Genomic DNA, 20,920 nt, shown 5'->3' with positions numbered 1-20,920 from the left:
TGCCGTAGCCGGTGACGACGCCGTCGCCGTAGGGCTGGTTCTCGTCCAGGCCGAACGCGGTGGAGCGGTGGCGGGCGAACTCGTCGAGTTCTACGAACGAGCCCTCGTCCAGGAGGAGTTCGATGCGCTCACGGGCCGTCAGTTTGCCCTTCGCGTGCTGCTTCTCCACCGCGCGCGCGGAGCCGGCGTGGGTGGCCTCGTCGATCCGGCGCTGCAGGTCCGCGAGCTTGCCCGCGGTCGTGTGGATGTCGCTGGCGCTGGGCACGTTGGGCTCTTCCGGAACGGACATCGGGATGCGGCTCCCTGGCTGCTCAAGGGGGGACGTGACGTGATGTGGCGTGACGTGACGTGAGGACTGCGGGGGTGGGGCGGGGTGCGTGCGGCTTGGTGCGTGGGGCTTTGCTGCGTAGCTACTGGCTCGTAGCGTAGTGGCGCACATACCGTTCGGCAGTGCGGCGTTTACCACACCTAGGGTGGGTTGCATGACGCCCCGAAATGCTTCAGACGCGAACGACGATCAGCCGTGGTCGGACCTTGGCCGGCCGCCCTTGAATGCCGCCGCCCTGCGGCGTGCCCTCGTGCGGGGAGGACTGTGGTCCTCCCTTGATGTTGTTCCCGCCACCGGGTCCACCAACTCCGATCTCGTGGCCCTCGCCTCCGGCGGCAAGGTCGACGAAGGCGCCGTTCTCGTCGCCGAGTCGCAGAGCGCCGGGCGCGGGCGGCTCGACCGGGAGTGGACCGCTCCTCCGCGGTCCGGGCTCTTCTTCTCCGTGTTCCTGAAGCCCGGGGCTGACGTGCCCGTCGAGCGGTGGGGGTGGCTGCCGCTGCTCGTCGGGGTGGCCGTCGCCACGGGGCTCGCGCGCGCCGCCGGCGTCGACACGGCCCTCAAGTGGCCCAACGACCTGCTGGTGAATGTCGAGGGCGAGGAGCGCAAGGCCGGGGGGATCCTCGCCGAGCGGGCCGGGGACGGGGTCGTGGTCGGTATTGGACTCAACGTCTCGCTGCGCGCGGACGAGCTGCCGGTGGCGCGGGCCGGGTCGCTGGCGCTGGCCGGGGCGGCGTCGACGGACCGGGACACGTTGCTGCGGGCCGTTCTGCGGTCGCTGGAGGAGCGGTACGTCGACTGGCGGGCCGCGGGTGGGGATCCTGCGGTGTCGCGGCTTCAGGAGACGTATGCCGCGGGGTGCGCCACGCTGGGGCGGAATGTGCGGGCGGAGCTTCCTGGGGGGCAGGAGCTTGTGGGGGAGGCCGTTGCCGTGGATGGGGACGGGCGGCTTGTCATCGCCTCCGCGGACGGGGTGCAGCAGCCTGTGGGGGCCGGGGACATCGTTCATCTGCGGTGAGCTTGTCGGCGGCGACTGGTGGTGGGGTGTCGTTTCTGTTTCGTGAGCCGCTGCCCGGTTGTTAGGGGTCGTTGCGTTTTTGGGTGCGGGGCCGCGGGGGCATGTACGTGCTCGCTGTTCTACGGGTTTACGTGGGGTTCGCGTCCCGTGCGCGTGGTGCTGGTGGCTCCGCGCGCACATGCCCCCACGTCCCCTCCCGTCTCGTAGGCGGCCTGCCGCCCGGTGGGGGTGACTCGGGCTGTGCCCGTCTTGTACTTGTACGCGGTCTGCTGGGCGGTGGGGCGGCTTCGCGGCGTGACTCGGGCTGTGGCCCGTTTCGGGGGCGGCTGCTGCCGGGTGGGGTGAATCGGGCTGGGGCGTTTCTTGCGGGGCCTGGTGGGGTGGGGCTGACTCGGGTGTGGACTTGTGGTGCTGTGGGAGTGAGCTGCGGCACACCTGCCGTAAAGTTGAGGCCGGTCGATATATGACCGCGGCAGATCGGAAGGGCAGCAGGCGTGACCGTCGACGACTCGGGCTCCGGCGCGGGCACCCCATCCGACATCGAGTCTGTCGAGGACGGTGCCGGTGGCGAGGATCCGCTTGCCCTCCGTCTCGAAGGGCTCATCCTTGGTGCCGAGCGGCGGTATACGCCCTTCCAGGCCGCCCGCAGCGCCGGTGTCTCCATGGAACTCGCCTCCCGGTTCTGGCGGGCCATGGGGTTCGCGGACATCGGGCAGGCCAAGGCCCTGACCGAGGCTGATGTGCTTGCCCTGCGGCGGCTCGCCGGGCTTGTCGAGGCCGGGCTGTTGAGTGAGGCCATGGCCGTTCAGGTCGCTCGGTCCACCGGGCAGACCACGGCGAGGTTGGCCGAGTGGCAGATCGATTCGTTTTTGGAAGGGCTTACTGAGCCGCCCGAGCCCGGGATGACCCGTACCGAGGTCACCTATCCGTTGATGGAACTGCTCCTGCCCGAGTTGGAGGAGTTTCTGGTCTACGTGTGGCGGCGGCAGCTTGCCGCGGCCACGGGGCGCGTGGTGCAGGCCGCCGATGACGAGGAAATGGTCGACCGGCGGCTCGCTGTCGGGTTTGCCGATCTTGTGGGGTTCACGCGGCTCACCCGGCGCATGGAAGAGGAAGAGCTCGGCGAGCTGGTCGAGGCCTTCGAGACCACCGCCGCCGACCTTGTCGCCGCCAATGGGGGGCGGCTCATCAAGACCCTCGGTGATGAGGTGCTGTACGCCGCCGATGACGCCGGGATCGCTGCCGAGATCGCTCTGCGGCTCATCGAGACCATGGCCAATGACGAGACCATGCCCGAGGTGCGGGTCGGTATGGCCTTCGGGACCGTGACTACTCGCATGGGTGACGTTTTTGGGACGACTGTGAATCTTGCCAGTCGGCTCACATCGATAGCGCCCCGGGACGCCGTGCTGGTGGACGGTGCCTTTGCCGAGGAGTTGCAGCGGTCCGGTGAGGCGCCGGTGAGTGAGGCGGAGGCTGCTGCTCTCGCGGAGAAGGAGGGCGAGGACGCGCCCTCGTACCGCTTCGCCCTGCAGCCCATGTGGCAGCGGCCCGTGCGTGGGCTCGGGGTTGTCGAGCCCTGGCTTCTTACTCGGCGGCCGATCTAGGATTCTCCCGCTGTTAACTGTCGTTAACCGGGAGGTCGCTGTGAGCCGGTTCGGAGAGTTCGTTTTGGTGCGGCGGCATGGATTTGTCGCCGAGCTCGTTCTCGATCGGCCCAAGGCCATGAACGCCGTGTCCAGTGCCATGGCTGTGAGTGTGGCCGAGGCTTGTCGGGCTTTGGGCGGCGAGCGTGATGTGCGGGCTGTTGTTTTGTCTTCTTCGTCCGATCGGGCTTTTTGTGTGGGGGCCGATCTGAAGGAGCGGAACTCCTTTTCCGATGCCGAGCTCGTCCGGCAGCGGCCTGTGACGAGGGCTGCTTATGGGGGTGTTCTTGAGCTGCCCATGCCTGTTGTCGCCGCCGTGCACGGGTTCGCTCTGGGGGGCGGCTTCGAGCTTGCTCTTGCCTGCGATCTCATCGTTGCTGACGAGACCGCTGTTGTGGGGCTGCCTGAGGTGTCTGTCGGGGTTATTCCGGGGGGTGGCGGTACTCAGCTGCTGCCTCGGAGGGTGGGGGCTGCTCGGGCTGCCGAGCTGATCTTTTCCGCGCGGCGGGTCGAGGCCCGCGAGGCGCTGGAGCTGGGGCTCGTCGATCAGGTGGTGGGGGCGGGGGACGATCGGGAGGCCGCCTTGGAGCTTGCCGGGCGGATCGCCGGGAATTCGCCCGTCGGGCTCCGGGCTGCCAAGCGGGCGCTGCGGGTGGGGTACGGGCTTGATCTGCAGGCCGGTCTCGAGGTCGAGGATGCTGCCTGGCGGTCTGTGGCGTTCTCGGGGGATCGGGCTGAGGGTGTCGCCGCCTTCAATGAGAAGCGGGCGCCTCAGTGGCCCGGTGAATGAATATTCGTAGCCTCGTATGCGTCCTGAATGTATCGAGGTGGGCTTTTCACTCCTAATCTTGGGTTATGGGAGAGGAAGTCCGATTGCGGGCCGTGGTCGCGATGGCGCAGGGGATGGCCGCGGCGCAGTCTCCGCGTGAGTCCTGGCGGGCGGCGGCGCTCGGCGCCTGCCGCGCGTTGTCCGGCACCTTCGCGGCACTGTCCGTGTGGGAGCGCGAGCGGGGGCGGCTGCGTGTCCTCGTGAACGTGGGCGAGCGGGCTGAAGGGGAGGTCGAGTTCCCGGAGGACGAGACCTATCCCGTCCACCAGTTCCCGGAGATCACCGAGTTCCTGCACGAGCAGTGGGTGGGCGGGGGCGCTCCGCGTGCCTGGGTCGAGACCGCCGGGGGGACCGTGGAGGGGGGTGGTTACTGCCATCAGCGCGTCGCTGCCCTGCGCCGGCGCGGGCGCGGGTGCTGTGTCGTCGCCCCGATCGTGCTCCACGGGCGCGCCTGGGGGGAGTTGTACGTCGCCCGGCCGGAAGGCGCTGAGGTCTTTGGGGCTGGCGATGCTGCCTTTGCGACGGTGCTTGCCAGTGTTGCTGCTGCGGGGATTGCTCAGACCGAGCGGCTCGAGGAGGCTCGGCGGCTTGCTTTTACGGATGCCCTGACCGGGCTTGCCAATCGGCGTGCCGTCGACATGCGGCTCGATGAAGCCATTGAGCGGCATCGGGTGGGGGGTGATGTCGTTTCGCTTGTTGTCTGTGATCTCAATGGGCTCAAGCGCGTCAACGATTCGTTGGGGCATGCGGTTGGGGATCGGTTGCTGGAGCGGTTCGGGTCCGTGCTGTCGTTGTGCGGGGCCATGCTGCCCGGAACTCTTGCCGGGCGGCTCGGGGGCGACGAGTTCTGTCTGGTGACCGTGGGGCCCGACGCCGACGACGTGGTGCGGGCCGGCGAGGAACTGTGCCTGCGCGCCTCCGAGTTGGAGTTGGGCGACGGGGTTGCTTGCGGCATTGCTTCTACCGGTGATCCGATCGGTGACGTGTTCACTGCTCGGCGGCTTTTTCGGCTTGCCGACGCCGCTCAGTACCGGGCCAAGGCCCTGCGGGCCGTGAAGCCCGTGGTGGCCGGGCGCGACGGGCCCGACGATCCCGTCGTGCGCCTCGCCGACTCGCCCCCGCCCGCCCTCGGCGGCGGTGAACGGCGGCGGATCCGCGGGCGGGACACGGGGGCCTGAGGGGTCTGAAGGGTCTGAGGGGTCTGAAGGGTCTCGACATGGATGTGCGTCTTGTAGTGGTGGGGGCTTCCGGGGTCAGTGCCGGTGATGTCGTCGCCGTCGCTCGGGGTGACGCTCGTGTCGAGATCTCCGCCGAGGCCCTTGGCGCTCTTGGCGCCGCCCGCTCGGTCGTGGACGCGCTCGCCGCCGGGCCCGAGCCCGTGTACGGCGTCTCCACCGGGTTCGGCGCCCTCGCCACCCGGCACATCGGCCAGGACCTGCGCGCCCGGTTGCAGCGCAACATCGTCCGCTCACACGCCGCGGGAATGGGGCCGCGCGTGGAGCGGGAGGTCGTGCGCGCGCTGATGTTCCTGCGGCTCAAGACCCTTTGCTCGGGGCGTACGGGGGTGCGGCCCGTCGTCGCGCGGTTGATCGCCGACGTGCTGAACGCCGGCATCACGCCCCTCGTGTACGAGTACGGGTCCCTCGGCTGTTCCGGCGATCTCGCGCCGCTCAGCCACTGCGCCCTGACCCTCGTGGGCGAGGGGGAGGCGGAGGGGCCCGACGGGGTCGTCGCGCCCGCCGGTGAGCTTCTTGCCGCCCATGGCATCGCCCCTGTCGAACTGCGCGAGAAGGAAGGGCTCGCCCTGCTGAACGGCACCGACGGGATGCTCGGCATGCTTGTACTGGGTTTGGATGATCTGGAGGGGCTTTATAAGGCGGCTGATGTCGCTGCTGCCCTGTCGCTCGAGGCTCTGCTGGGGACGGAGCGGGTGCTCGCGCCCGAACTGCAGGCCGTGCGGCCTCATCCGGGGCAGGCCGCCAGCGCCGCCAACATGCTGGCCGTGCTGAGGGGTTCGGGGCTCACCGGGCACCACCAGGACGACGCGCCGCGCGTGCAGGACGCGTACTCCGTGCGCTGCGCCCCGCAGGTCGCCGGGGCCGGGCGGGACACCATGGCCCATGCGCGGCTCGTCGCCGAGCGCGAGCTCGCCGCCGCCATCGACAATCCCGTGGTCCTTGCGGACGGGCGCGTCGAGTCCAACGGCAACTTCCATGGCGCGCCCGTCGCTTACGTCCTTGATTTCCTGGCGATCGCCGCCGCCGATCTCGGGTCCATCGCCGAGCGGCGTACCGACCGACTCCTCGACAAGAACCGGTCCCACGGCCTGCCCTCGTTCCTCGCCGACGACCCCGGCGTCGACTCGGGCCTGATGCTCGCCCAGTACACCCAGGCCGCCCTCGTGAGCGAGATGAAGCGGCTGGCTGTGCCGGCTTCTGCGGACTCCATTCCGTCTTCCGCCATGCAGGAGGACCATGTGTCCATGGGCTGGTCCGCCGCCCGCAAGCTGCGGGCCGCGGTCGACGACCTGACACGGATCCTCGCCGTCGAGCTGTACGCGGCCACCCGCGCCATCGAGTTGAGGCAGGGGCTCGCCCCCGCCCCCGCGTCGCGTGCGGTCATCGAAGCCCTGCGCGCCGCGGGAGTTCGGGGGGCGGGGCCCGACCGGTTCCTCGCGCCCGACCTCGCCGCCGCCGAAGCGTTCGTACGGGGCGGGCATCTCGTCGCGGCCGTGGAGGCGGTCACGGGGCCGCTGGTTTAGTTCAGTACGCCGTGCGGCCTCTTCTGACCGAGTACGTCAGGAAGCCCGCGCCGATGCCGAGGAACGCCGTGCCGCCGATCAGGTACGGGGTCGTGTCGACCGTTCCCGTGTCAGCCAGGCGCAGTTGGCTGTCGGACTGTGTGTGCACCGCTGTCGCGGTCTGCTGCTGGTCTGCCTCCGCTGTCTTCTCGGGCGTCGCGTTGGCGGACGGAACGAACCACAGGGCAGCCAGAAGCGTCCCGGCTGCGGTGGCGGTGAGCAGCGATCGTCGTGCGGCGGACACGGAATCGATCCCCCTTGTGGTGCTGGCGAATTGGCCGTGTGAGCCGATGTTAGTGAAAGGTGCGGGTCACAGGAAAGTCACGGGAGGCCCGAGGCTTACGCTCCGTCGTATGAGCACCCCTGAGACATCACGATTTGTTCGGCTCCAGGTCGATTTGGTCCTGGAGATCGAGGACGGCACGGCCATCACCGGGGCCGCGTTGCAGCGCATCGCCGAGGACGTCGACATGCCGGCCGACGAGCGGTCCCACGCCGAGTCGGCCGTCAACGAGGACGAGGCGGAGGCACTCGCCTATCTGGTCGACCCCTTCGACCTGGTCGGAGACGTTCCCGGGGCGGAACTCGTCCAGGCCTCCTGGTCCAGTGAACAGGTCGACTACGACCCCGATTCGCCCGACTGGGACCTCGACGTGGATGATGACGAATCCGGCGACGATCTCGACGACGACGCGGCGCGGGGGTAGACGGCGACGGTTCGGACTGCGTGATCGGGGAACCCCGGTCGGCAACCGCCGGCCGGGGTTTCGTCGTCTCACAGGGGGTACCAGAACAGTTCTGTTATCACTGGTGCACGCCTGGTCACGGGAGTTTCCGACGTGGCGTCCCCCACATCGGGGGCCGAAAGGGAACGGGACGAACCGGTCATGGCGTTACATGGGCTGCGGGGATTCCTGCCAGGGATCGGGGCCCACCGGTCTTTTGGGGTTGTTGGGGAAATTGGCGACGATGGAGAAGCGTGTGATGACGGACAGTAAGCGGCGCAAGGGTCTGATGGCCGCGTCCGCTCTGGTCGGCGGAGTGCTGGTGCTCTCTGCGTGCAGCGGGAGCGACGGCAAGGCCAGCGGGGCCGAGGGCGGCGGCAAGAAGTCGTCACAGGCCCAGGTCGACGAAGCCGCCGCGCAGAAGACGTCGGAGGCGCTGATCAAGATCGCGCCGAAGGACGGCTCCGACAACGCCAGCATCAACAACGCCGCCGCGGTCACCGTGCGCAAGGGCACGCTCACGAACGTGACGATGACGACCGTCGACGGTACGGCCGTGCAGGGGCAGATATCCGCTGACAAGAAGAGCTGGAAGCCCGCCGGCCAGCTCCAGCGCGCCACGGTCTACAAGATCGCGGCCGAGGCCAACGACTCCAGCGGCCGCACGGCCCACGAGAACGCCTCGTTCACGACGGTCTCGCAGGCCAACAGCTTCATCGGCAACTTCACGCCCGAGGACGGCTCCACCGTCGGCGTCGGCATGCCGGTCTCGGTCAACTTCGACAAGGCGATCACGAACAAGGCCGCTGTCCAGAAGGGCATCACGGTCACCTCCAGCAGCGGCCAGCAGGTCGTCGGCCACTGGTTCGGCAACCAGCGTCTGGACCTGCGTCCCAAGGACTACTGGACCGGCGGCTCGACGGTCACGCTGAAGCTGGACCTCGACGGCGTCCAGGGCGCGAACGGCGTCTACGGCGTGCAGCAGAAGACGGTCACCTTCAAGGTCGGCCGCAACCAGGTCTCGACGGTCGACGCGCAGACCAAGACCATGACGGTCACCCGCGACGGCAAGGTCGTCAAGACCATCCCGATCTCCGCGGGCTCGCCGGAGAACAAGACGTACCAGGGCCAGATGGTGATCTCCGAGAAGTTCAAGGAGACCCGGATGGACGGCTCGACGGTCGGCTTCAAGGGCAACGACGGCAAGGGCGAGTACGACATCAAGGACGTGCCGCACGCGATGCGCCTGTCGACCTCCGGCACCTTCATCCACGGCAACTACTGGGGCGCCAAGTCGATCTTCGGCAGCGCCAACACGAGCCACGGCTGCGTCGGCCTGTCCGACACGAAGGGCGCCAACGACCCGAAGACGCCGGGTTCCTGGTTCTACAACAACTCCATCGTCGGTGACGTCGTCATCGTGAAGAACACCGGCGACAAGACCATCCAGCCGGACAACGGCCTCAACGGCTGGAACATGGACTGGGCGCAGTGGACGGCCGGTTCGGCCGTCTGACAGCACCGCTGAGCCGTCCGCGAAGGCCCGCACCCCGGTGACGGGGTGCGGGCCTTCGCGTGCTTCCGGGAGTTCTCATCGACCTCTTATCCCGGACTTATCCGATCGTCACGGTGCGTCCTTAGCTTCACGGCATGTTCTTCACCTATCTGAGGCGCGAGCTGCGCCGCCGCAGAAAGGCGGCCCTCGTCGTCGCCTCCGGGCTCGCGCTCGGCATCGCGCTGGTCATCGTCGTCAATTCCGTGTCCGCCGGCATGAACCAGGCCCAGGACAAGGTCCTCCAGTCCCTGTACGGCCTCGGTACCGACATGACCGTCACCAAGGCGGCCACCGCGCCCAAGGCCGGCGAGGGCGGCCGGCCGCGGTTCGAGTTCGGCGCCAAGGACGACGGCAAGGAACAGAGCAGCGACCGCGTCATGGTGCAGGGCTTCCAGACCCTGGCCGCCTCCACGGTCGACAAGGTCGCCTCCCAGAAGGGCGTCGCCGACGCCGTGGGCGGCCTCAGCCTCCAGGTGATGAAGGTCGACGGCCAGTTCAAGCGCGGGCAGTTCAAGCAGGACCCGGGCAGCGGTGGCGCGACCCGTCAGGGCGGCCCGGGCGGCGAGCCGCGCGGCCGGGTCGAGGGCGGCGGCGCCTCCTTCGACGTCAACTCCTACAGCGTGTACGGCACCGACGTCACGAAGGCGGGCCTCGGCCCGCGCACCTCCTCGAAGATCACCGAGGGGCGCGCCTTCAAGACGTCGGAGGCCGATGCCAAGGTCGCCGTCGCCGACGCGTCGTACGCCAAGGAGAAGAAGCTCGCCCTGGGCGACAGCGTCAAGATCAAGGGCGTCACGTATGAGGTCGTCGGCATCGCCACGCCCGACAGTGGTGACGCCGCCGCCGATCTGTACCTGCCGCTGAAGCAGGCCCAGACCCTCGCCGGGGCCAAGGGCAAGATCACCACGGTCTATGTGAAGGCGACCGACTCGCAGCAGATCTCCGCCGTCAAGCGCGGTATTCAGAAGAACATCTCCGGTACGACGGTGACCACTTCGGCCGATCTCGCCGACACCGTCTCCGGGTCCCTCTCGACCGCCTCCAACCTGGCCGCCAACGTCGGCAGGTGGCTCTCCATCGCCGTGCTCGTCGCCGCGTTCCTGGTCGCGGGCCTGCTCACCTCGTCGGCCGTCTCCCGCCGCGTACGGGAGTTCGGCACGCTCAAGGCGCTCGGCTGGAAGTCCGGACGCGTCACCCGCCAGGTCGTCGGCGAAGCCGTCGTCAACGGGCTCGTCGGCGGCGCACTCGGCATAGCCGTCGGCCTCGCGGGCGCCTACGCCGTCACCGCCATCAGCCCCACGCTGACTGCCCAGCTCGGCTCCGGTGCGGGCGGTGGCGGCGGTCGGGGGCCCGGTGTGGTCATGGGAGGTCCCGGCATCAGCCAGGCGGCCGGCAAGAGCCTCGACATCGCCCTCAGCGCGCCCGTCAGCGCCACCACCATCACGCTCGCCGTCGGCCTCGCCGTCGCCGGCGGCCTGATCGCCGGCGGGTTCGGCGGCTGGCGCGCCTCCCGGCTGCGGCCCGCCGACGCCCTGCGCCGCGTCGAGTAGCCGCACCGCGCGGCCTCCAGAACACCTCTACGTACCGCAGGAGTTGCACCATGTATCAGCTGAGGGGCGTCACCAAGCAGTACCGCCGGGACAAGGCCACCGTCGACGCGCTCGTCGATGTGGACCTGACCATCGGCGACGGCGACCGGCTCGTCATCCAGGGCCCCACCGGAGGCGGCAAGTCCACCCTGCTCCAGATGCTCGGCGGGCTCGACCGGCCGACCTCGGGCAGCATCGAACTCGACGGCGTCGACCTGGCGAAGCTTCCGGAGGCCCGGCTCACCACGTTCCGCGCCGAATCGATCGGGTTCGTCTTTCAGAGCTTCAATCTCATTCCCACGCTGAACGCCCAGGAGAACGTCGAGACCGCCCTCGTACCGCTCCGTCTCAAGGCCGCCGAACGGCGTGAACGCGCCGCGCAGGCCCTGGAGTCGGTCGGCCTCGGCGAGCGGCTCGGGCATCTGCCCTCCGAGATGTCCGGCGGCCAGCAGCAGCGCGTCGCGATCGCCCGCGCCCTCGTCAAGAACCCCAAGGTGCTGCTCGCCGACGAACCCACCGGCAACCTCGACGAGTCCATGCGCGACGAGATCATGGACGTCCTCGAAACCCTGTGGAAGGAGCACGGGCTGACCTTCGTCATGGTCACCCACGACTCGTCGATCGCCCGCCGGGCGCCGCGGATCGCCACCATCCGCAAGGGCCGCATCACCCTCACGGAAAATTCGAAAGCTGTCTGATTTCCGTCGTACCAGTGCAGAACCGGTGACCCCCCTGCATCATCTCTATGCAGGGGGGCCGTTCGGCGTCTCTCATCGGTGAACTACCGTCACCAGGGGGAAAGTTGCACAGACAGGCACGAATAACCACGAAGAGAATGAGCGCGGCGACCGTGGCCGCCGCCGCGGCCGTCGTCCTCACCGCGGGACTGACCACCCCGGCCGCGGGCGCGCCCCCGGCCGCCGCGTCCGGCGGGGCCGCGCAGATCGCGCCGAAGCAGCAGATCACTCTCATCACCGGCGACCGCGTCACCCTCGACGCGAAGGGGAAGCCGGTCGGCTACCGGCACGCCAAGGGCCGCGAGCACATCCCCGCCCAGACCCGCACCGTCGGCGGCCACACCCTCGTGGTGCCCGCCGACGCGCAGCGCCTGGTCGCGAGCGGCAAGCTCGACCAGCGGCTCTTCGACGTCACCGAACTCTCCAAGTCGGCCAACCGCAAGGCCCAGAAGCGCGGCCTCAAGGTGATCGTCGGCTACAAGGGCGCCGCGACCGCCGCCCGCGCGGACGTGCGCGACGCGGGGGACACGACGGTCCGCAGGACCCTCAAGTCGCTGAACGCGGACGCCGTCACCACGCCCAAGCAGGACGCGGGCAAGCTCTGGGACGCGCTGACCACGGCCAACGGCGGCACGGCCTCCGGCGTCAGCCGCGTCTGGCTCGACGGTGTGCGCAAGGCCAGCCTCGACAAGTCCGTCCCGCAGATCGGCGCCCCCAAGGCGTGGGCCGCCGGCTACGACGGCAAGGGCGTCAAGATCGCCGTCCTCGACACGGGCGTCGACGCGACCCACCCCGACCTCAAGGGCCAGGTCGTCGCCGAGAAGAACTTCTCCACCTCCGCCGACGCGGTGGACCGTTTCGGCCACGGCACGCACGTCGCGTCCATCGCCGCCGGTACGGGAGCCAAGTCGGGCGGCAAGTTCAAGGGCGTCGCCCCCGGGGCCAAGCTGCTCAACGGCAAGGTCCTCAGCGACGACGGCTACGGCGACGACTCCGGCATCCTCGCCGGCATGGAGTGGGCGGCCGACCAGGGCGCCGACGTCGTCAACCTCAGCCTCGGCGGCGGCGACGCCCCGGGCATCGACCCGCTCGAGGCCGAGGTCAACAAGCTCTCCGCCGAGAAGGGCATCCTCTTCGCGATCGCCGCGGGCAACGACGGCGAGTTCGGCGACTCGACCGTCGGTTCCCCGGGCAGCGCGGACGCCGCCCTGACCGTCGGCGCGGTCGACGACAACGACAAGCTCGCCGCCTTTTCCAGCCGCGGCCCCCGCGTCGGCGACGGCGCGATCAAGCCGGACGTCACCGCCCCCGGCGTCGACATCACCGCGGCCGCCGCCCCGGGCAGCGTCATCGACAAGGAGGTCGGCGAGAACCCCGCGGGCTACCTCACGATCTCCGGTACGTCGATGGCGACCCCGCACGTCGCGGGCGCCGCCGCGATCCTCAAGCAGGAGCACCCGGACTGGAAGTCCGCCGAGCTCAAGGGCGTCCTCACCGGCTCCACCAAGGGCGGCGCGTACACGCCGTTCGAGCAGGGTTCGGGCCGCATCCAGGTCGACAAGGCCATCAGCCAGACCGTGTTCGCCGAGCCCGTCTCGGTGAGCTTCGGTGTCGCGCAGTGGCCGCACACCGACGACACCCCGATCACCAAGAAGGTGACGTACCGCAACACCGGAGACAAGGACGTCACCCTCGGCCTCACCGCGTCCGGCACCGGCCCGAAGGGCCAGGCCGCACCGGCCGGCTTCTTCAAGCTCGGCGCGACGACGGTGACCGTCCCCGCGGGCGGCACCGCCTCCGTGGACCTGACCGCGGACACGAAGCTCGGCGGCACGGTCGACGGCGCGTACTCCGCGTACGTCGTGGCGACGGGCGGCGGCCAGTCCGTGCGGACCGGTGCCGCCGTGCAGCGCGAGGTCGAGTCGTACGACGTGACGCTCAAGCACATCGGGCGCGACGGCAAGGACGCGCAGGGCTACGAGACCAGCCTGGCCGCCCTGACCGGAGTCGCGAAGGGCCAGTTCATCGAGGCCTACGACCCGAACTCGGGCACCGTCACGGTCCGTGTCCCCAGGGGCAGTTACATCCTCAACGAGTTCCTGGCGGCCGACCCCCAGGACTTCACGAAGGGCGCCGACTGGCTCGCGCAGCCGAAGCTGGACGTCACCAAGAACACGACGGTCACGCTCGACGCCCGCACCACGAAGCCGGTGTCCGTCACCGTGCCCGACGCCGCCGCCAAGGGCATCCTGGCCGCACCCGAGTTCAGCGTCGACACCGCCGACTCCTCGTCCAGCTACGGCTGGATCCTGGACTCGTACGCCAACTTCCGCACCGCGGGCCTCGGCCCGGAGCCGACCGGCGTCAAGCTCCGCCAGCAGTGGAGCACGTCGTGGACGAAGGGCGCGGACACCGAGTACGACACCGTGTCCGGCGGCTACGTCACGAAGCTCGCGACCGGCTACACCAAGCACTACGGCGCGGCTGACCTCGCCACGGTGAAGGTCGGGCTCGGCGGCGCCGCCAGGGACAAGACCGGCTCGGTCGGCGCCCTCGGCATGCTGCCCGTGAGCGACGGCGGCTGGACCGTCGCCGTCGACCAGAGTCTCCCCGGCACCCGGACGCTGCACCTGTCCACCGGCGACAAGGTGAAGTGGGGCCTGGACTTCGTACAGAACGGCCCCGAGGACAGCCACGGCTTCCCGACCGAGGAGGCCGCCTACACGCTGGGCACCCCGCAGTCGTTCCAGGGCGGCAAGGCGTACGAGAAGACGTTCAACACCGGCGTCTTCGGCCCCCGCATCGGCGGCGGCTACGGCGTCTACCGCGACGGCAACGAGATCTACGGCAACCTGCCGATGTACGCCGACGGCAAGACCCACGCCGGCTACTCGCAGTACCTCTCGGTGAAGACCACCCTGTACAAGGGCAGCACCAAGATCGGCGAGAACGACGACCCGCTGGTGGGCGACAAGCCCTTCAAGGTCGCGTCCGGCGACGCCGCGTACAAGCTGACGACGTCCATCCGGCGCAGCGTCAAGATCGCCGCGGCCTCCACCCGCGTCGACGCCAGCTGGACGTTCCACTCGAAGCGGCCCGCCTCGTCGTCCCAGTCGGTCAAGCTGCCGCTCTCCACGGCCCGCTTCAACGCTGCCGTCGGCCTCGACAGCACCGCCCCCGCCGGCCGGACCCAGTCCGTCCCGGTCACCGTCCAGGGCGCGGCCGCCGGCACCAACCTCCAGTCCCTGTCCGTGTACGTCTCCTACGACTACGGCCAGACCTGGAAGAAGCTCACCGTCAAGAACGGCAAGGTCAGCGTGAAGAACCCGGCCAAGGGTCAGGCCGTCTCCTTCCACGCCAAGATCGCCGACAAGAAGGGCAACAAGTCGACGATCTCGATCTACAACGCGTACTACGGGAAGTAGTTCAAGTAGCTCAAGTAGGGCAAGTGGTGTAGGCGGGGGCGTGGTTCGTTACGCCCTGCGCTGACAGTGCGGGTGGCCCGTCCCGGGTTCATGACCGGGGCGGGCCGCTCGTGTTCTGCTGGACTTCATGACGACGCAGACAGTCGAGTACATCCGCTACCGGATCCCCGAGACGCAGTCCGCCGAGTTCCTCGCGGCCTTCACCCGCGCCGCCGCTCAGCTCGCCGCCGCCCCCCAGTGCGTGGACTACGAACTGGCCCGCAGCGAGGAGGACTTCGAGCACTACATCCTCCGTATCACCTGGACCTCGACCGAGGACCACATCGACGGCTTCCGCAAGTCCGACCTGTTCCCCGACTTCCTCGCCGAGACCCGGCCGTACGCCGCGAACACCGACGAGGCGCGCCACTACAAGCCCACATCGGTACGCGGCACCGGAGCGTCCGTGCCGAGCCTGTACGACTGGGCCGGCGGCGCCGACGCCTTCGCCCGCCTCACCGACGTCTTCTACGCCAAGGTCGTCGAGGACGACCTGCTCGGCCCGCTCTTCGCGGACCTCCCCGCCGAACACGCCGACCACGTCGCCCTGTGGATCGGCGAGGTCTTCGGCGGCCCCGCCGGCTACTCCGAACAGCAGGGCGGCCACGGCCACATGGTCGCCAAGCACGTAGGCAAGAACATCAGTGAGCCGCAGCGCCGCCGTTGGGTCGAACTGATCCAGGACGCCGCCGACGAGGCGGGGCTCCCGACGGACGCCGAGTTCCGCTCCGCCTTCTGCGCCTACGTGGAGTGGGGCACGCGGCTCGCCGTGTACTTCTCGGGCCCGGACGCGGCCCGGCCCGCCGAACAGCCCGTACCCCGCTGGAACTGGGGGGCCGCGCCGCCGTACCAGGGCTGATCCCTTCGGTGCCGGTCAGTCCTCGTGCGGGGCCGTGCCCGCGCGTACCGCGTCCGTGCCCCAGCTCGCGAGGAGACGCAGCGCCTCGGCCGACGGGGAGCCCGGCTCCGCGTGATACAGGACGAGGAACTGCTCCTCGTCGTCCGGCAGGTGCAGCGTCTCGTACGAGAGGGCCAGGTCGCCGACGAGCGGATGCCGCATCCGCTTCACGCCGTGGCTCTTCTCCCGGACGTCGTGCGTCGCCCACAGCCGCCTGAACTCCTCGCTCTTCACGGAGAGTTCACCCACCAGGGCCGACAGCTCCGGGTCGTCCGGGTGGCAGCCCGCGTACAGGCGCAGATAGCTGACCATGTCGGACGCCTTGGAGTCCCACTCCAGGAACAGATCGCGATAGGCGGGGGACAGGAAGCAGAGCCGCGCCCAGTTCCGCTCGCGCGGCGGCAGCTCGCCCCAGTCGCCGAACAGGGCCGCCGCCATCCGGTTCCACGCGAGGATGTCCGAGCGCGGCCCGCCGATGTAGGCAGGCACACCGTCGAGCGTGTCCAGGAGCTGACTCAGCGCGACGCGTACGTGGAGCGGTCGCGTGGAGCGCTTCGTCTTCTTGTGCTGCTTCGGCTTCGCGAGATGCGTCAGGTGCGCGTGCTCGGCGGCGGACAGGCGCAGGGCGCGCGCGATCGCGTCGAGCACCTCCGCCGACACGTTGCGTCCGTTTCCCTGCTCCAGACGCGTGTAGTACGCGACGGACACGCCCGCCAGCTGGGCCAGCTCCTCGCGGCGCAGACCCGGTACGCGGCGGTGCCTGCCGAAGTCGGGCAGGCCCACGTCCTCCGGCTTCAGGCGCGCCCGCCGGGAACGCAGGAACTCGCTCAGCTCGGCCCGCCGGTCCAGCGGCTCCGCGGGGGCGGGGGCGGCGGGCTCGCTGGGGGCCGACGGCTCTCCGGGGGGCGACGGCTCTCCGGGCGTCGACGGCTCTCCCGGGGCCGGGGTGGCCCGGGTGGCCCAGGGGGCCGGGGTGGCGGGGCTGCCCTGATCGTCCATGACCTCCAGTATCACCGGACCGTTCCTGGTCCTACGAATGTCTTCCTGACCCCGCCAGTGGTAGGACCGGCGTGCGTACGCAAAGCGGGGCGAGGCCCTGGGCCTGTCGGACCCCTCCGGCGGGTGCAGGCTTGACGCATGACCTCCCAGACCACCACCGTCAGCGCCTACGCCGCACCCTCCGCCAAGGCTCCGCTGGAGCGCACCACCATTCCGCGCCGCCCGGTGGGCGAGTTCGACGTCCTGATCGACATCAAGTTCGCCGGCATCTGCCACTCCGACATCCACCAGGCCCGCGACGGCTGGGGCGAGGGAATCTTCCCGATGGTCCCCGGCCACGAGATCGCCGGCATCGTCACCGAGGTCGGCCCGGGCGTCACCAGGTTCAAGGCCGGCGACCGCGTGGGCGTCGGCTGCCTCGTCGACTCCTGCCGCGAGTGCGAGAACTGCAGGGCCGGCCAGGAGCAGCACTGCACGGGCGGCTCCGTCGGCACGTACAACGCCATCGGCAAGGACGGCGAGCCCACCTACGGCGGCTACTCGCAGAGCGTCGTCGTCGACGAGAACTTCACCGTCCGCATCCCCGACGGCCTCTCCCTGGACGAGGCGGCGCCGCTGCTCTGCGCGGGCATCACGACCTACTCGCCGCTCAAGCACTGGGGCGCGGGGCCCGGCAAGAAGGTCGCCGTGATCGGTCTCGGCGGCCTCGGTCACATGGGCGTCAAGATCGCGCACGCCCTCGGCGCCGAGGTGACCGTGCTGTCGCAGTCCCTGCGCAAGAAGGACGACGGCCTGAAGCTGGGCGCCGACCACTACTACGCGACCAGCGACCCGAAGACCTTCGAGGAGCTCGCGGGCTCCTTCGACGTGATCCTCTCCACGGTGTCCGCGCCGCTGGACTTCGGCGCGTACCTCGGCCTGCTGAGGACCGGCGGCGCCCTGGTGAACGTCGGCGCCCCCGAGGAGCCGATCGCGCTCAACCTCTTCTCCCTGATCGGCGGCAACAAGACCCTCGCCGGGTCGATGATCGGCGGTATCGCCGAGACCCAGGAGATGCTCGACTTCTGCGCCGAGCACGGCCTGGGCGCCGAGATCGAACTGATCGAGGCGAGCCGGATCAACGAGGCGTACGAGCGCGTGCTCGCGAGCGACGTGCGGTACCGGTTCGTGATCGACGCGGCGACCATCTGATTCCCGCGCGGATTCTCGCGGCGACCATCTGATCCCCGCGGGGATTCCCGCGGCGACCATCTGATTCCCGCGGTCATTACCTGAGGCGTAATCGACGGTCCGTCCGTCCCCCGGCAGGATCGGGTCATCTTCGAACCGAACCTGCCGGGGAGGACCTCATGACCGCCTACGCCATCGCAGCCCTGCGCAACACCACCGTGCCGAACGAAGAGGTGTTCGGCTACATGGAGCGCATCCAGTCGACCCTCGACCCGTTCGGCGGCCGCTTCGTCGTGCACGGCGCCCAGCTGGAGGAGATCGAGGGGGCGTGGCCGGGCGGTGTCGTCGTCATCTCGTTCCCGGACAAGGCCGCCGCCCACGGCTGGTACGACTCCGACGCCTACCAGGAGCTCATCCCGCTGCGGACGCGGAACCTGGAGGGCGAGGTGATCTTCGTGGAGGGGGTTCCGGAGGGGTACGACCCGTCGAGCACGGCGGCCCGGATGCGGGCGGAGGCGGGGCGCGCGGTGTCATGAGAGCGGGGGGTTTTCTGCCGGGGGCAGAACGCGGTGCCGTGCGGCGTGCGCCCCTCCTACGCTCACCCTGTGAGCAGCCACGCGTCGAACCACGCCCGCGTCATCCCTCTGCGTCCGGCCATGAACCCGGCTGTGCGTCCGGCACTGAGCCCGGTCCCCGAGGAGCCTGCCGGGGAGCCCGCCGGGGCGCCGCCCAAGGAGCCGCTCTGGCGGGACATCGTGGGTGATGTCCTGCGCCGCGAGCGCCTCGCCCAGGAGCGCACCCTGAAGGACGTCGCCGACGCGGCCAGGATCTCCCTGCCGTACCTCTCCGAGATCGAGCGCGGCCTCAAGGAGGCGTCGTCCGAGGTACTGGCGGCGGCGGCCCACGCCCTGGGCCTCGGGCTCGCCGACGTCCTGGCGCTCGGCCGCTCCGAACTGCTCCGCCTCGCGGCCCCGGCGCCACGGCCCACCGCCCGCCGGACGCCCCCGCGCCAGGGCGAGGTACGCCTCGCGGCGTGAGGACGCCGTCTCGGACGGGGTGGTCCTCGGCCGTGGGCTCGCTCGTGGCTCGTGGGCTCGTGGGCTTATGCGACGGGCACGGAATCGGCTGGAGGGCTCGTGCGTTGAGGGCAGTGGGTATGGGATGCGGTGGTGTGTGAGCCGGGAGTCCGCCCGAGTTTTCGGAGTGACAGATATGGGAGGGCCGTAATGGCTGCGCAGACGCAGAAGGCCGTGCTGGCCGGTGGGTGTTTCTGGGGGATGGAGGAGCTGGTCCGCCGGCTTCCGGGGGTGACGGCGACCCGGGTCGGATACACCGGGGGTGACGTGCCCAACGCCACGTACCGTGACCACGGCACGCACGCCGAGGCCATCGAGATCCTTTTCGACCCCGAGAAGACCGACTTCCGCGCGATCCTGGAGTTCTTCTTCCAGATCCACGACCCGAGCACCAAGAACCGCCAGGGCAACGACATCGGGCTCAGCTACCGCTCGGCGATCTACTACGTGGACGACGAGCAGAAGCGGATCGCCGAGGACACCATCGCGGACGTGGACGCCTCCGGACTGTGGCCCGGCAAGGTCGTCACCGAGGTGGAGCCGGCCGGCCCCTTCTGGCAGGCCGAGCCCGAGCACCAGGACTACCTGCAGCGGTACCCGGACGGCTACACCTGCCACTTCCCCCGCCCGGGATGGCGCCTGCCCACCCGCGCCGAGGGCTGACCGCGCCGACGGCCGGCCGCCGGGAGGGCTGACGGCGAGGCAGGCCGGCCCGGCATTCCGGACCGGTCCGGCCGGCTGGTCCCAGGGTGTGTCCGGCGGATCACGGCCGGGGTCGCGACTCCCCCGGCTACCGCTGGGAGGTATCGCCGTTCGCACGGCACCTCGTCGCGTTGCCGAAACGACCGGACAGCTCCGCTGTCAGGACGCTCCGGCGCCTTGCGATGCACCGCACCGGACGCCGCGACCTGTCCGACCCTGATCCGCCGCACACGCTCTAGTGGCGCAGTGTCGCCGGGCTGCCGCCGTTCGCCTCGTAGCCCGCGACCGCCAGGGCCCGGAAGACCGCGTAGGACTCGGCCGGGTCCGAGCCCGCCGTCCAGGGGAGCGCTCCGACGTGACCGTCGACGTGCAGCAGCTGCTGCATCGCCTCGGCCCAGCGCTCGGAGCGGACCAGGAAGAACACCAGGAGGTGCCGGACGTGGGCGAGCATCGGGTCGTCGGGGCGGGCGGCCTGCACCGCGAAGAGCGCGCCGTGAAGGGACTTGGTGACGACCTCGCTCTGGTAGAAGCTGCGCACCAGATTGACCTCGGGCAGGTGCTCGTAGAGCGCGAAGAGGGGGAGCGCGGCGAGGAGTGAGCCGCTCGGGGCGCGCGCCGCGGCGGCCTCGGCGAAGGAGAAGGCGAGCTCGCGCGAGCCGTGCCACTTCTCGCACCAGTACCGCAGGCCCGCCAGATGGGCGCCCATGTGGCCCGGCGCCGTGTCGAGGATCTTGAGCCAGAGCTGCTCGAAGTCGTGCTGCGCGTAGTCGAGGCCGCGGGCGACCGCGAGATGGGTGATGTGGGGGACCGGGTCGCCGGGGGCGAGGAGCGCCGCTTCCTCGCAGGCCGTCCTGGCCTCTTCGAGGATGATCCGCCGCTCGTCGGCCTGGGACGCGCCGCCCGCGGTCCGCCAGGCCTGCTGGACCAGGAACTCCGCGAACACCTGTGCCCCGCCCGGGTCCTTGGGATCCTGGGCACGCCACGCGTGGAGCCATCCGGCGCCGAGCCGCGGCGTCTGCGCGAGCTCCAGGGCGGCGGCCCCGGCGATGGCCTGCACCCGCTCCCAGCGCTGCTCGGTCTCCTTGCCGGTGCCGGCGAGGAGCTGCGCCGCGGCCGTGTAGTCCTGGTTGCGCTGGACGATGGACATCACGTCCAACAGGTCCTGGTCGGGGCCTGGGAGGCGCACGTCCAGGTCCTCCTGGCGCACGAAGCCGTACTCCGCCGGGTCCGCGGCGTCCGGAGATCCGGGCGCGACCTGGCGGATCCCGCCGCGCCTGCGCAGCAGGACCGGGCCGAGCACCGCCCCCAACATGACCACTGCCATCAGGACCCAGAGAATTCCCATGCCTACAAGCGAACCAGAAGGGTCCGACAATTGGCGAACCAG

Annotated in this window: 19 protein-coding genes; 15 read left to right on the top strand and 4 right to left on the bottom strand. The window is 70.0% G+C overall.

What is annotated here, in order from left to right; all coding sequences use genetic code 11:
* A partial coding sequence (locus tag EOT10_RS29680) for a carboxyl transferase domain-containing protein (RefSeq protein ID WP_317617370.1) occupies window positions 1-289 on the bottom strand: 289 nt, incomplete at its 3' end.
* 193 nt (window positions 290-482) lie between these two features.
* Between EOT10_RS29680 and EOT10_RS29675 the strand changes: the two genes are divergently transcribed.
* From EOT10_RS29675 to hutH, 5 genes are all read left to right on the top strand, one after another.
* On the top strand, window positions 483-1,343 hold the full coding sequence (locus EOT10_RS29675) for a biotin--[acetyl-CoA-carboxylase] ligase (RefSeq protein ID WP_127831431.1): 861 nt from the start codon (window positions 483-485) through the stop codon (window positions 1,341-1,343).
* A gap of 494 nt (window positions 1,344-1,837) precedes the next feature.
* Window positions 1,838-2,950 carry an adenylate/guanylate cyclase domain-containing protein gene (locus tag EOT10_RS29670; RefSeq protein WP_127831430.1) on the top strand — a complete coding sequence of 371 codons (1,113 nt, stop codon included), beginning with the start codon at window positions 1,838-1,840 and terminating at the stop codon, window positions 2,948-2,950.
* A gap of 40 nt (window positions 2,951-2,990) precedes the next feature.
* The gene (locus EOT10_RS29665) at window positions 2,991-3,779 is read left to right on the top strand and encodes an enoyl-CoA hydratase/isomerase family protein (RefSeq protein WP_431313336.1); all 789 of its coding nucleotides are present in this window, start codon (window positions 2,991-2,993) and stop codon (window positions 3,777-3,779) included.
* Between the two features lie 65 nt (window positions 3,780-3,844).
* The gene (locus EOT10_RS29660; protein ID WP_127831429.1) at window positions 3,845-4,996 is read left to right on the top strand and encodes a GGDEF domain-containing protein; all 1,152 of its coding nucleotides are present in this window, start codon (window positions 3,845-3,847) and stop codon (window positions 4,994-4,996) included.
* A 38-nt stretch (window positions 4,997-5,034) separates the two neighbouring features.
* On the top strand, window positions 5,035-6,579 hold the full coding sequence (hutH, locus tag EOT10_RS29655; RefSeq protein WP_127831428.1) for a histidine ammonia-lyase: 1,545 nt from the start codon (window positions 5,035-5,037) through the stop codon (window positions 6,577-6,579).
* 1 nt (window position 6,580) lies between these two features.
* On the opposite strand, the gene EOT10_RS29650 is transcribed toward hutH, so the two are convergent.
* Window positions 6,581-6,862: a hypothetical protein gene (locus EOT10_RS29650; RefSeq protein WP_127831427.1), complete on the bottom strand. Its 282-nt coding sequence runs from the start codon at window positions 6,860-6,862 to the stop codon at window positions 6,581-6,583.
* Window positions 6,863-6,971: 109 nt separating this feature from the next.
* Here EOT10_RS29650 and EOT10_RS29645 point away from each other — a divergent pair, with 109 nt between their 5' ends.
* The 6 genes from EOT10_RS29645 (at window position 6,972) to EOT10_RS29620 (ending at window position 15,547) form a co-directional block, all read left to right on the top strand.
* Window positions 6,972-7,325 carry a hypothetical protein gene (locus EOT10_RS29645; RefSeq protein WP_189492226.1) on the top strand — a complete coding sequence of 118 codons (354 nt, stop codon included), beginning with the start codon at window positions 6,972-6,974 and terminating at the stop codon, window positions 7,323-7,325.
* 262 nt (window positions 7,326-7,587) lie between these two features.
* Window positions 7,588-8,859 carry a L,D-transpeptidase gene (locus EOT10_RS29640; RefSeq protein ID WP_189492223.1) on the top strand — a complete coding sequence of 424 codons (1,272 nt, stop codon included), beginning with the start codon at window positions 7,588-7,590 and terminating at the stop codon, window positions 8,857-8,859.
* Window positions 8,860-8,993: 134 nt separating this feature from the next.
* Complete coding sequence (locus EOT10_RS29635) at window positions 8,994-10,448, top strand: ABC transporter permease (protein ID WP_127831425.1); 1,455 nt, start codon at window positions 8,994-8,996, stop codon at window positions 10,446-10,448.
* A gap of 50 nt (window positions 10,449-10,498) precedes the next feature.
* Window positions 10,499-11,185 carry an ABC transporter ATP-binding protein gene (locus EOT10_RS29630; protein WP_127831424.1) on the top strand — a complete coding sequence of 229 codons (687 nt, stop codon included), beginning with the start codon at window positions 10,499-10,501 and terminating at the stop codon, window positions 11,183-11,185.
* 137 nt (window positions 11,186-11,322) lie between these two features.
* A complete protein-coding gene (locus EOT10_RS29625) occupies window positions 11,323-14,649 on the top strand; it encodes a S8 family peptidase (RefSeq protein WP_223281289.1) in 3,327 nt (1,108 codons plus the stop codon).
* Window positions 14,650-14,776: 127 nt separating this feature from the next.
* On the top strand, window positions 14,777-15,547 hold the full coding sequence (locus tag EOT10_RS29620) for a group II truncated hemoglobin (RefSeq protein ID WP_127831422.1): 771 nt from the start codon (window positions 14,777-14,779) through the stop codon (window positions 15,545-15,547).
* Window positions 15,548-15,562: 15 nt separating this feature from the next.
* Here EOT10_RS29620 and EOT10_RS29615 read toward each other — a convergent pair whose 3' ends face one another.
* Window positions 15,563-16,585: a helix-turn-helix domain-containing protein gene (locus tag EOT10_RS29615; RefSeq protein ID WP_127831421.1), complete on the bottom strand. Its 1,023-nt coding sequence runs from the start codon at window positions 16,583-16,585 to the stop codon at window positions 15,563-15,565.
* A gap of 138 nt (window positions 16,586-16,723) precedes the next feature.
* On the opposite strand from EOT10_RS29615, the gene EOT10_RS29610 reads away from it, so the two are divergent.
* The 4 genes from EOT10_RS29610 (at window position 16,724) to msrA (ending at window position 19,494) form a co-directional block, all read left to right on the top strand.
* Window positions 16,724-17,776, top strand: a complete 1,053-nt coding sequence (locus EOT10_RS29610; RefSeq protein WP_127831420.1) for an NAD(P)-dependent alcohol dehydrogenase — start codon at window positions 16,724-16,726, stop codon at window positions 17,774-17,776.
* 158 nt (window positions 17,777-17,934) lie between these two features.
* Window positions 17,935-18,291, top strand: coding sequence for a DUF1330 domain-containing protein (locus EOT10_RS29605; RefSeq protein WP_127831419.1), 357 nt, complete (start codon window positions 17,935-17,937; stop codon window positions 18,289-18,291).
* A 69-nt stretch (window positions 18,292-18,360) separates the two neighbouring features.
* Window positions 18,361-18,792 carry a helix-turn-helix domain-containing protein gene (locus tag EOT10_RS29600; protein ID WP_127831418.1) on the top strand — a complete coding sequence of 144 codons (432 nt, stop codon included), beginning with the start codon at window positions 18,361-18,363 and terminating at the stop codon, window positions 18,790-18,792.
* A gap of 189 nt (window positions 18,793-18,981) precedes the next feature.
* Complete coding sequence (gene msrA, locus EOT10_RS29595; protein ID WP_127831417.1) at window positions 18,982-19,494, top strand: peptide-methionine (S)-S-oxide reductase MsrA; 513 nt, start codon at window positions 18,982-18,984, stop codon at window positions 19,492-19,494.
* A 274-nt stretch (window positions 19,495-19,768) separates the two neighbouring features.
* Here msrA and EOT10_RS29590 read toward each other — a convergent pair whose 3' ends face one another.
* The gene (locus tag EOT10_RS29590) at window positions 19,769-20,878 is read right to left on the bottom strand and encodes a hypothetical protein (RefSeq protein WP_127831416.1); all 1,110 of its coding nucleotides are present in this window, start codon (window positions 20,876-20,878) and stop codon (window positions 19,769-19,771) included.
* Window positions 20,879-20,920: the final 42 nt, after the last annotated feature.

It is taken from the genome of Streptomyces antnestii (assembly GCF_004005495.1).
In the GTDB taxonomy this organism is placed as follows: domain Bacteria; phylum Actinomycetota; class Actinomycetes; order Streptomycetales; family Streptomycetaceae; genus Streptomyces; species Streptomyces antnestii.
The sequence above is the reverse complement of the archived record's forward strand: the minus strand, read 5'-3'. Positions and strand labels throughout refer to the sequence as shown.

Bases quoted from the DNA above. Each gene is read 5' to 3' on its own strand.
- EOT10_RS29675 (WP_127831431.1), top strand. From the start codon at position 483: ATGACGCCCCGAAATGCTTCAGACGCGAACGACGATCAGCCGTGGTCG.
- EOT10_RS29660 (WP_127831429.1), top strand. From the start codon at position 3,845: ATGGGAGAGGAAGTCCGATTGCGGGCCGTGGTCGCGATGGCGCAGGGG.
- hutH (WP_127831428.1), top strand. From the start codon at position 5,035: ATGGATGTGCGTCTTGTAGTGGTGGGGGCTTCCGGGGTCAGTGCCGGT.
- EOT10_RS29645 (WP_189492226.1), top strand. From the start codon at position 6,972: ATGAGCACCCCTGAGACATCACGATTTGTTCGGCTCCAGGTCGATTTG.
- EOT10_RS29640 (WP_189492223.1), top strand. From the start codon at position 7,588: ATGGAGAAGCGTGTGATGACGGACAGTAAGCGGCGCAAGGGTCTGATG.
- EOT10_RS29635 (WP_127831425.1), top strand. From the start codon at position 8,994: ATGTTCTTCACCTATCTGAGGCGCGAGCTGCGCCGCCGCAGAAAGGCG.
- EOT10_RS29630 (WP_127831424.1), top strand. From the start codon at position 10,499: ATGTATCAGCTGAGGGGCGTCACCAAGCAGTACCGCCGGGACAAGGCC.
- EOT10_RS29625 (WP_223281289.1), top strand. From the start codon at position 11,323: ATGAGCGCGGCGACCGTGGCCGCCGCCGCGGCCGTCGTCCTCACCGCG.
- EOT10_RS29620 (WP_127831422.1), top strand. From the start codon at position 14,777: ATGACGACGCAGACAGTCGAGTACATCCGCTACCGGATCCCCGAGACG.
- EOT10_RS29615 (WP_127831421.1), bottom strand. From the start codon at position 16,585: ATGGACGATCAGGGCAGCCCCGCCACCCCGGCCCCCTGGGCCACCCGG.
- EOT10_RS29610 (WP_127831420.1), top strand. From the start codon at position 16,724: ATGACCTCCCAGACCACCACCGTCAGCGCCTACGCCGCACCCTCCGCC.
- EOT10_RS29605 (WP_127831419.1), top strand. From the start codon at position 17,935: ATGACCGCCTACGCCATCGCAGCCCTGCGCAACACCACCGTGCCGAAC.
- msrA (WP_127831417.1), top strand. From the start codon at position 18,982: ATGGCTGCGCAGACGCAGAAGGCCGTGCTGGCCGGTGGGTGTTTCTGG.
- EOT10_RS29590 (WP_127831416.1), bottom strand. From the start codon at position 20,878: ATGGGAATTCTCTGGGTCCTGATGGCAGTGGTCATGTTGGGGGCGGTG.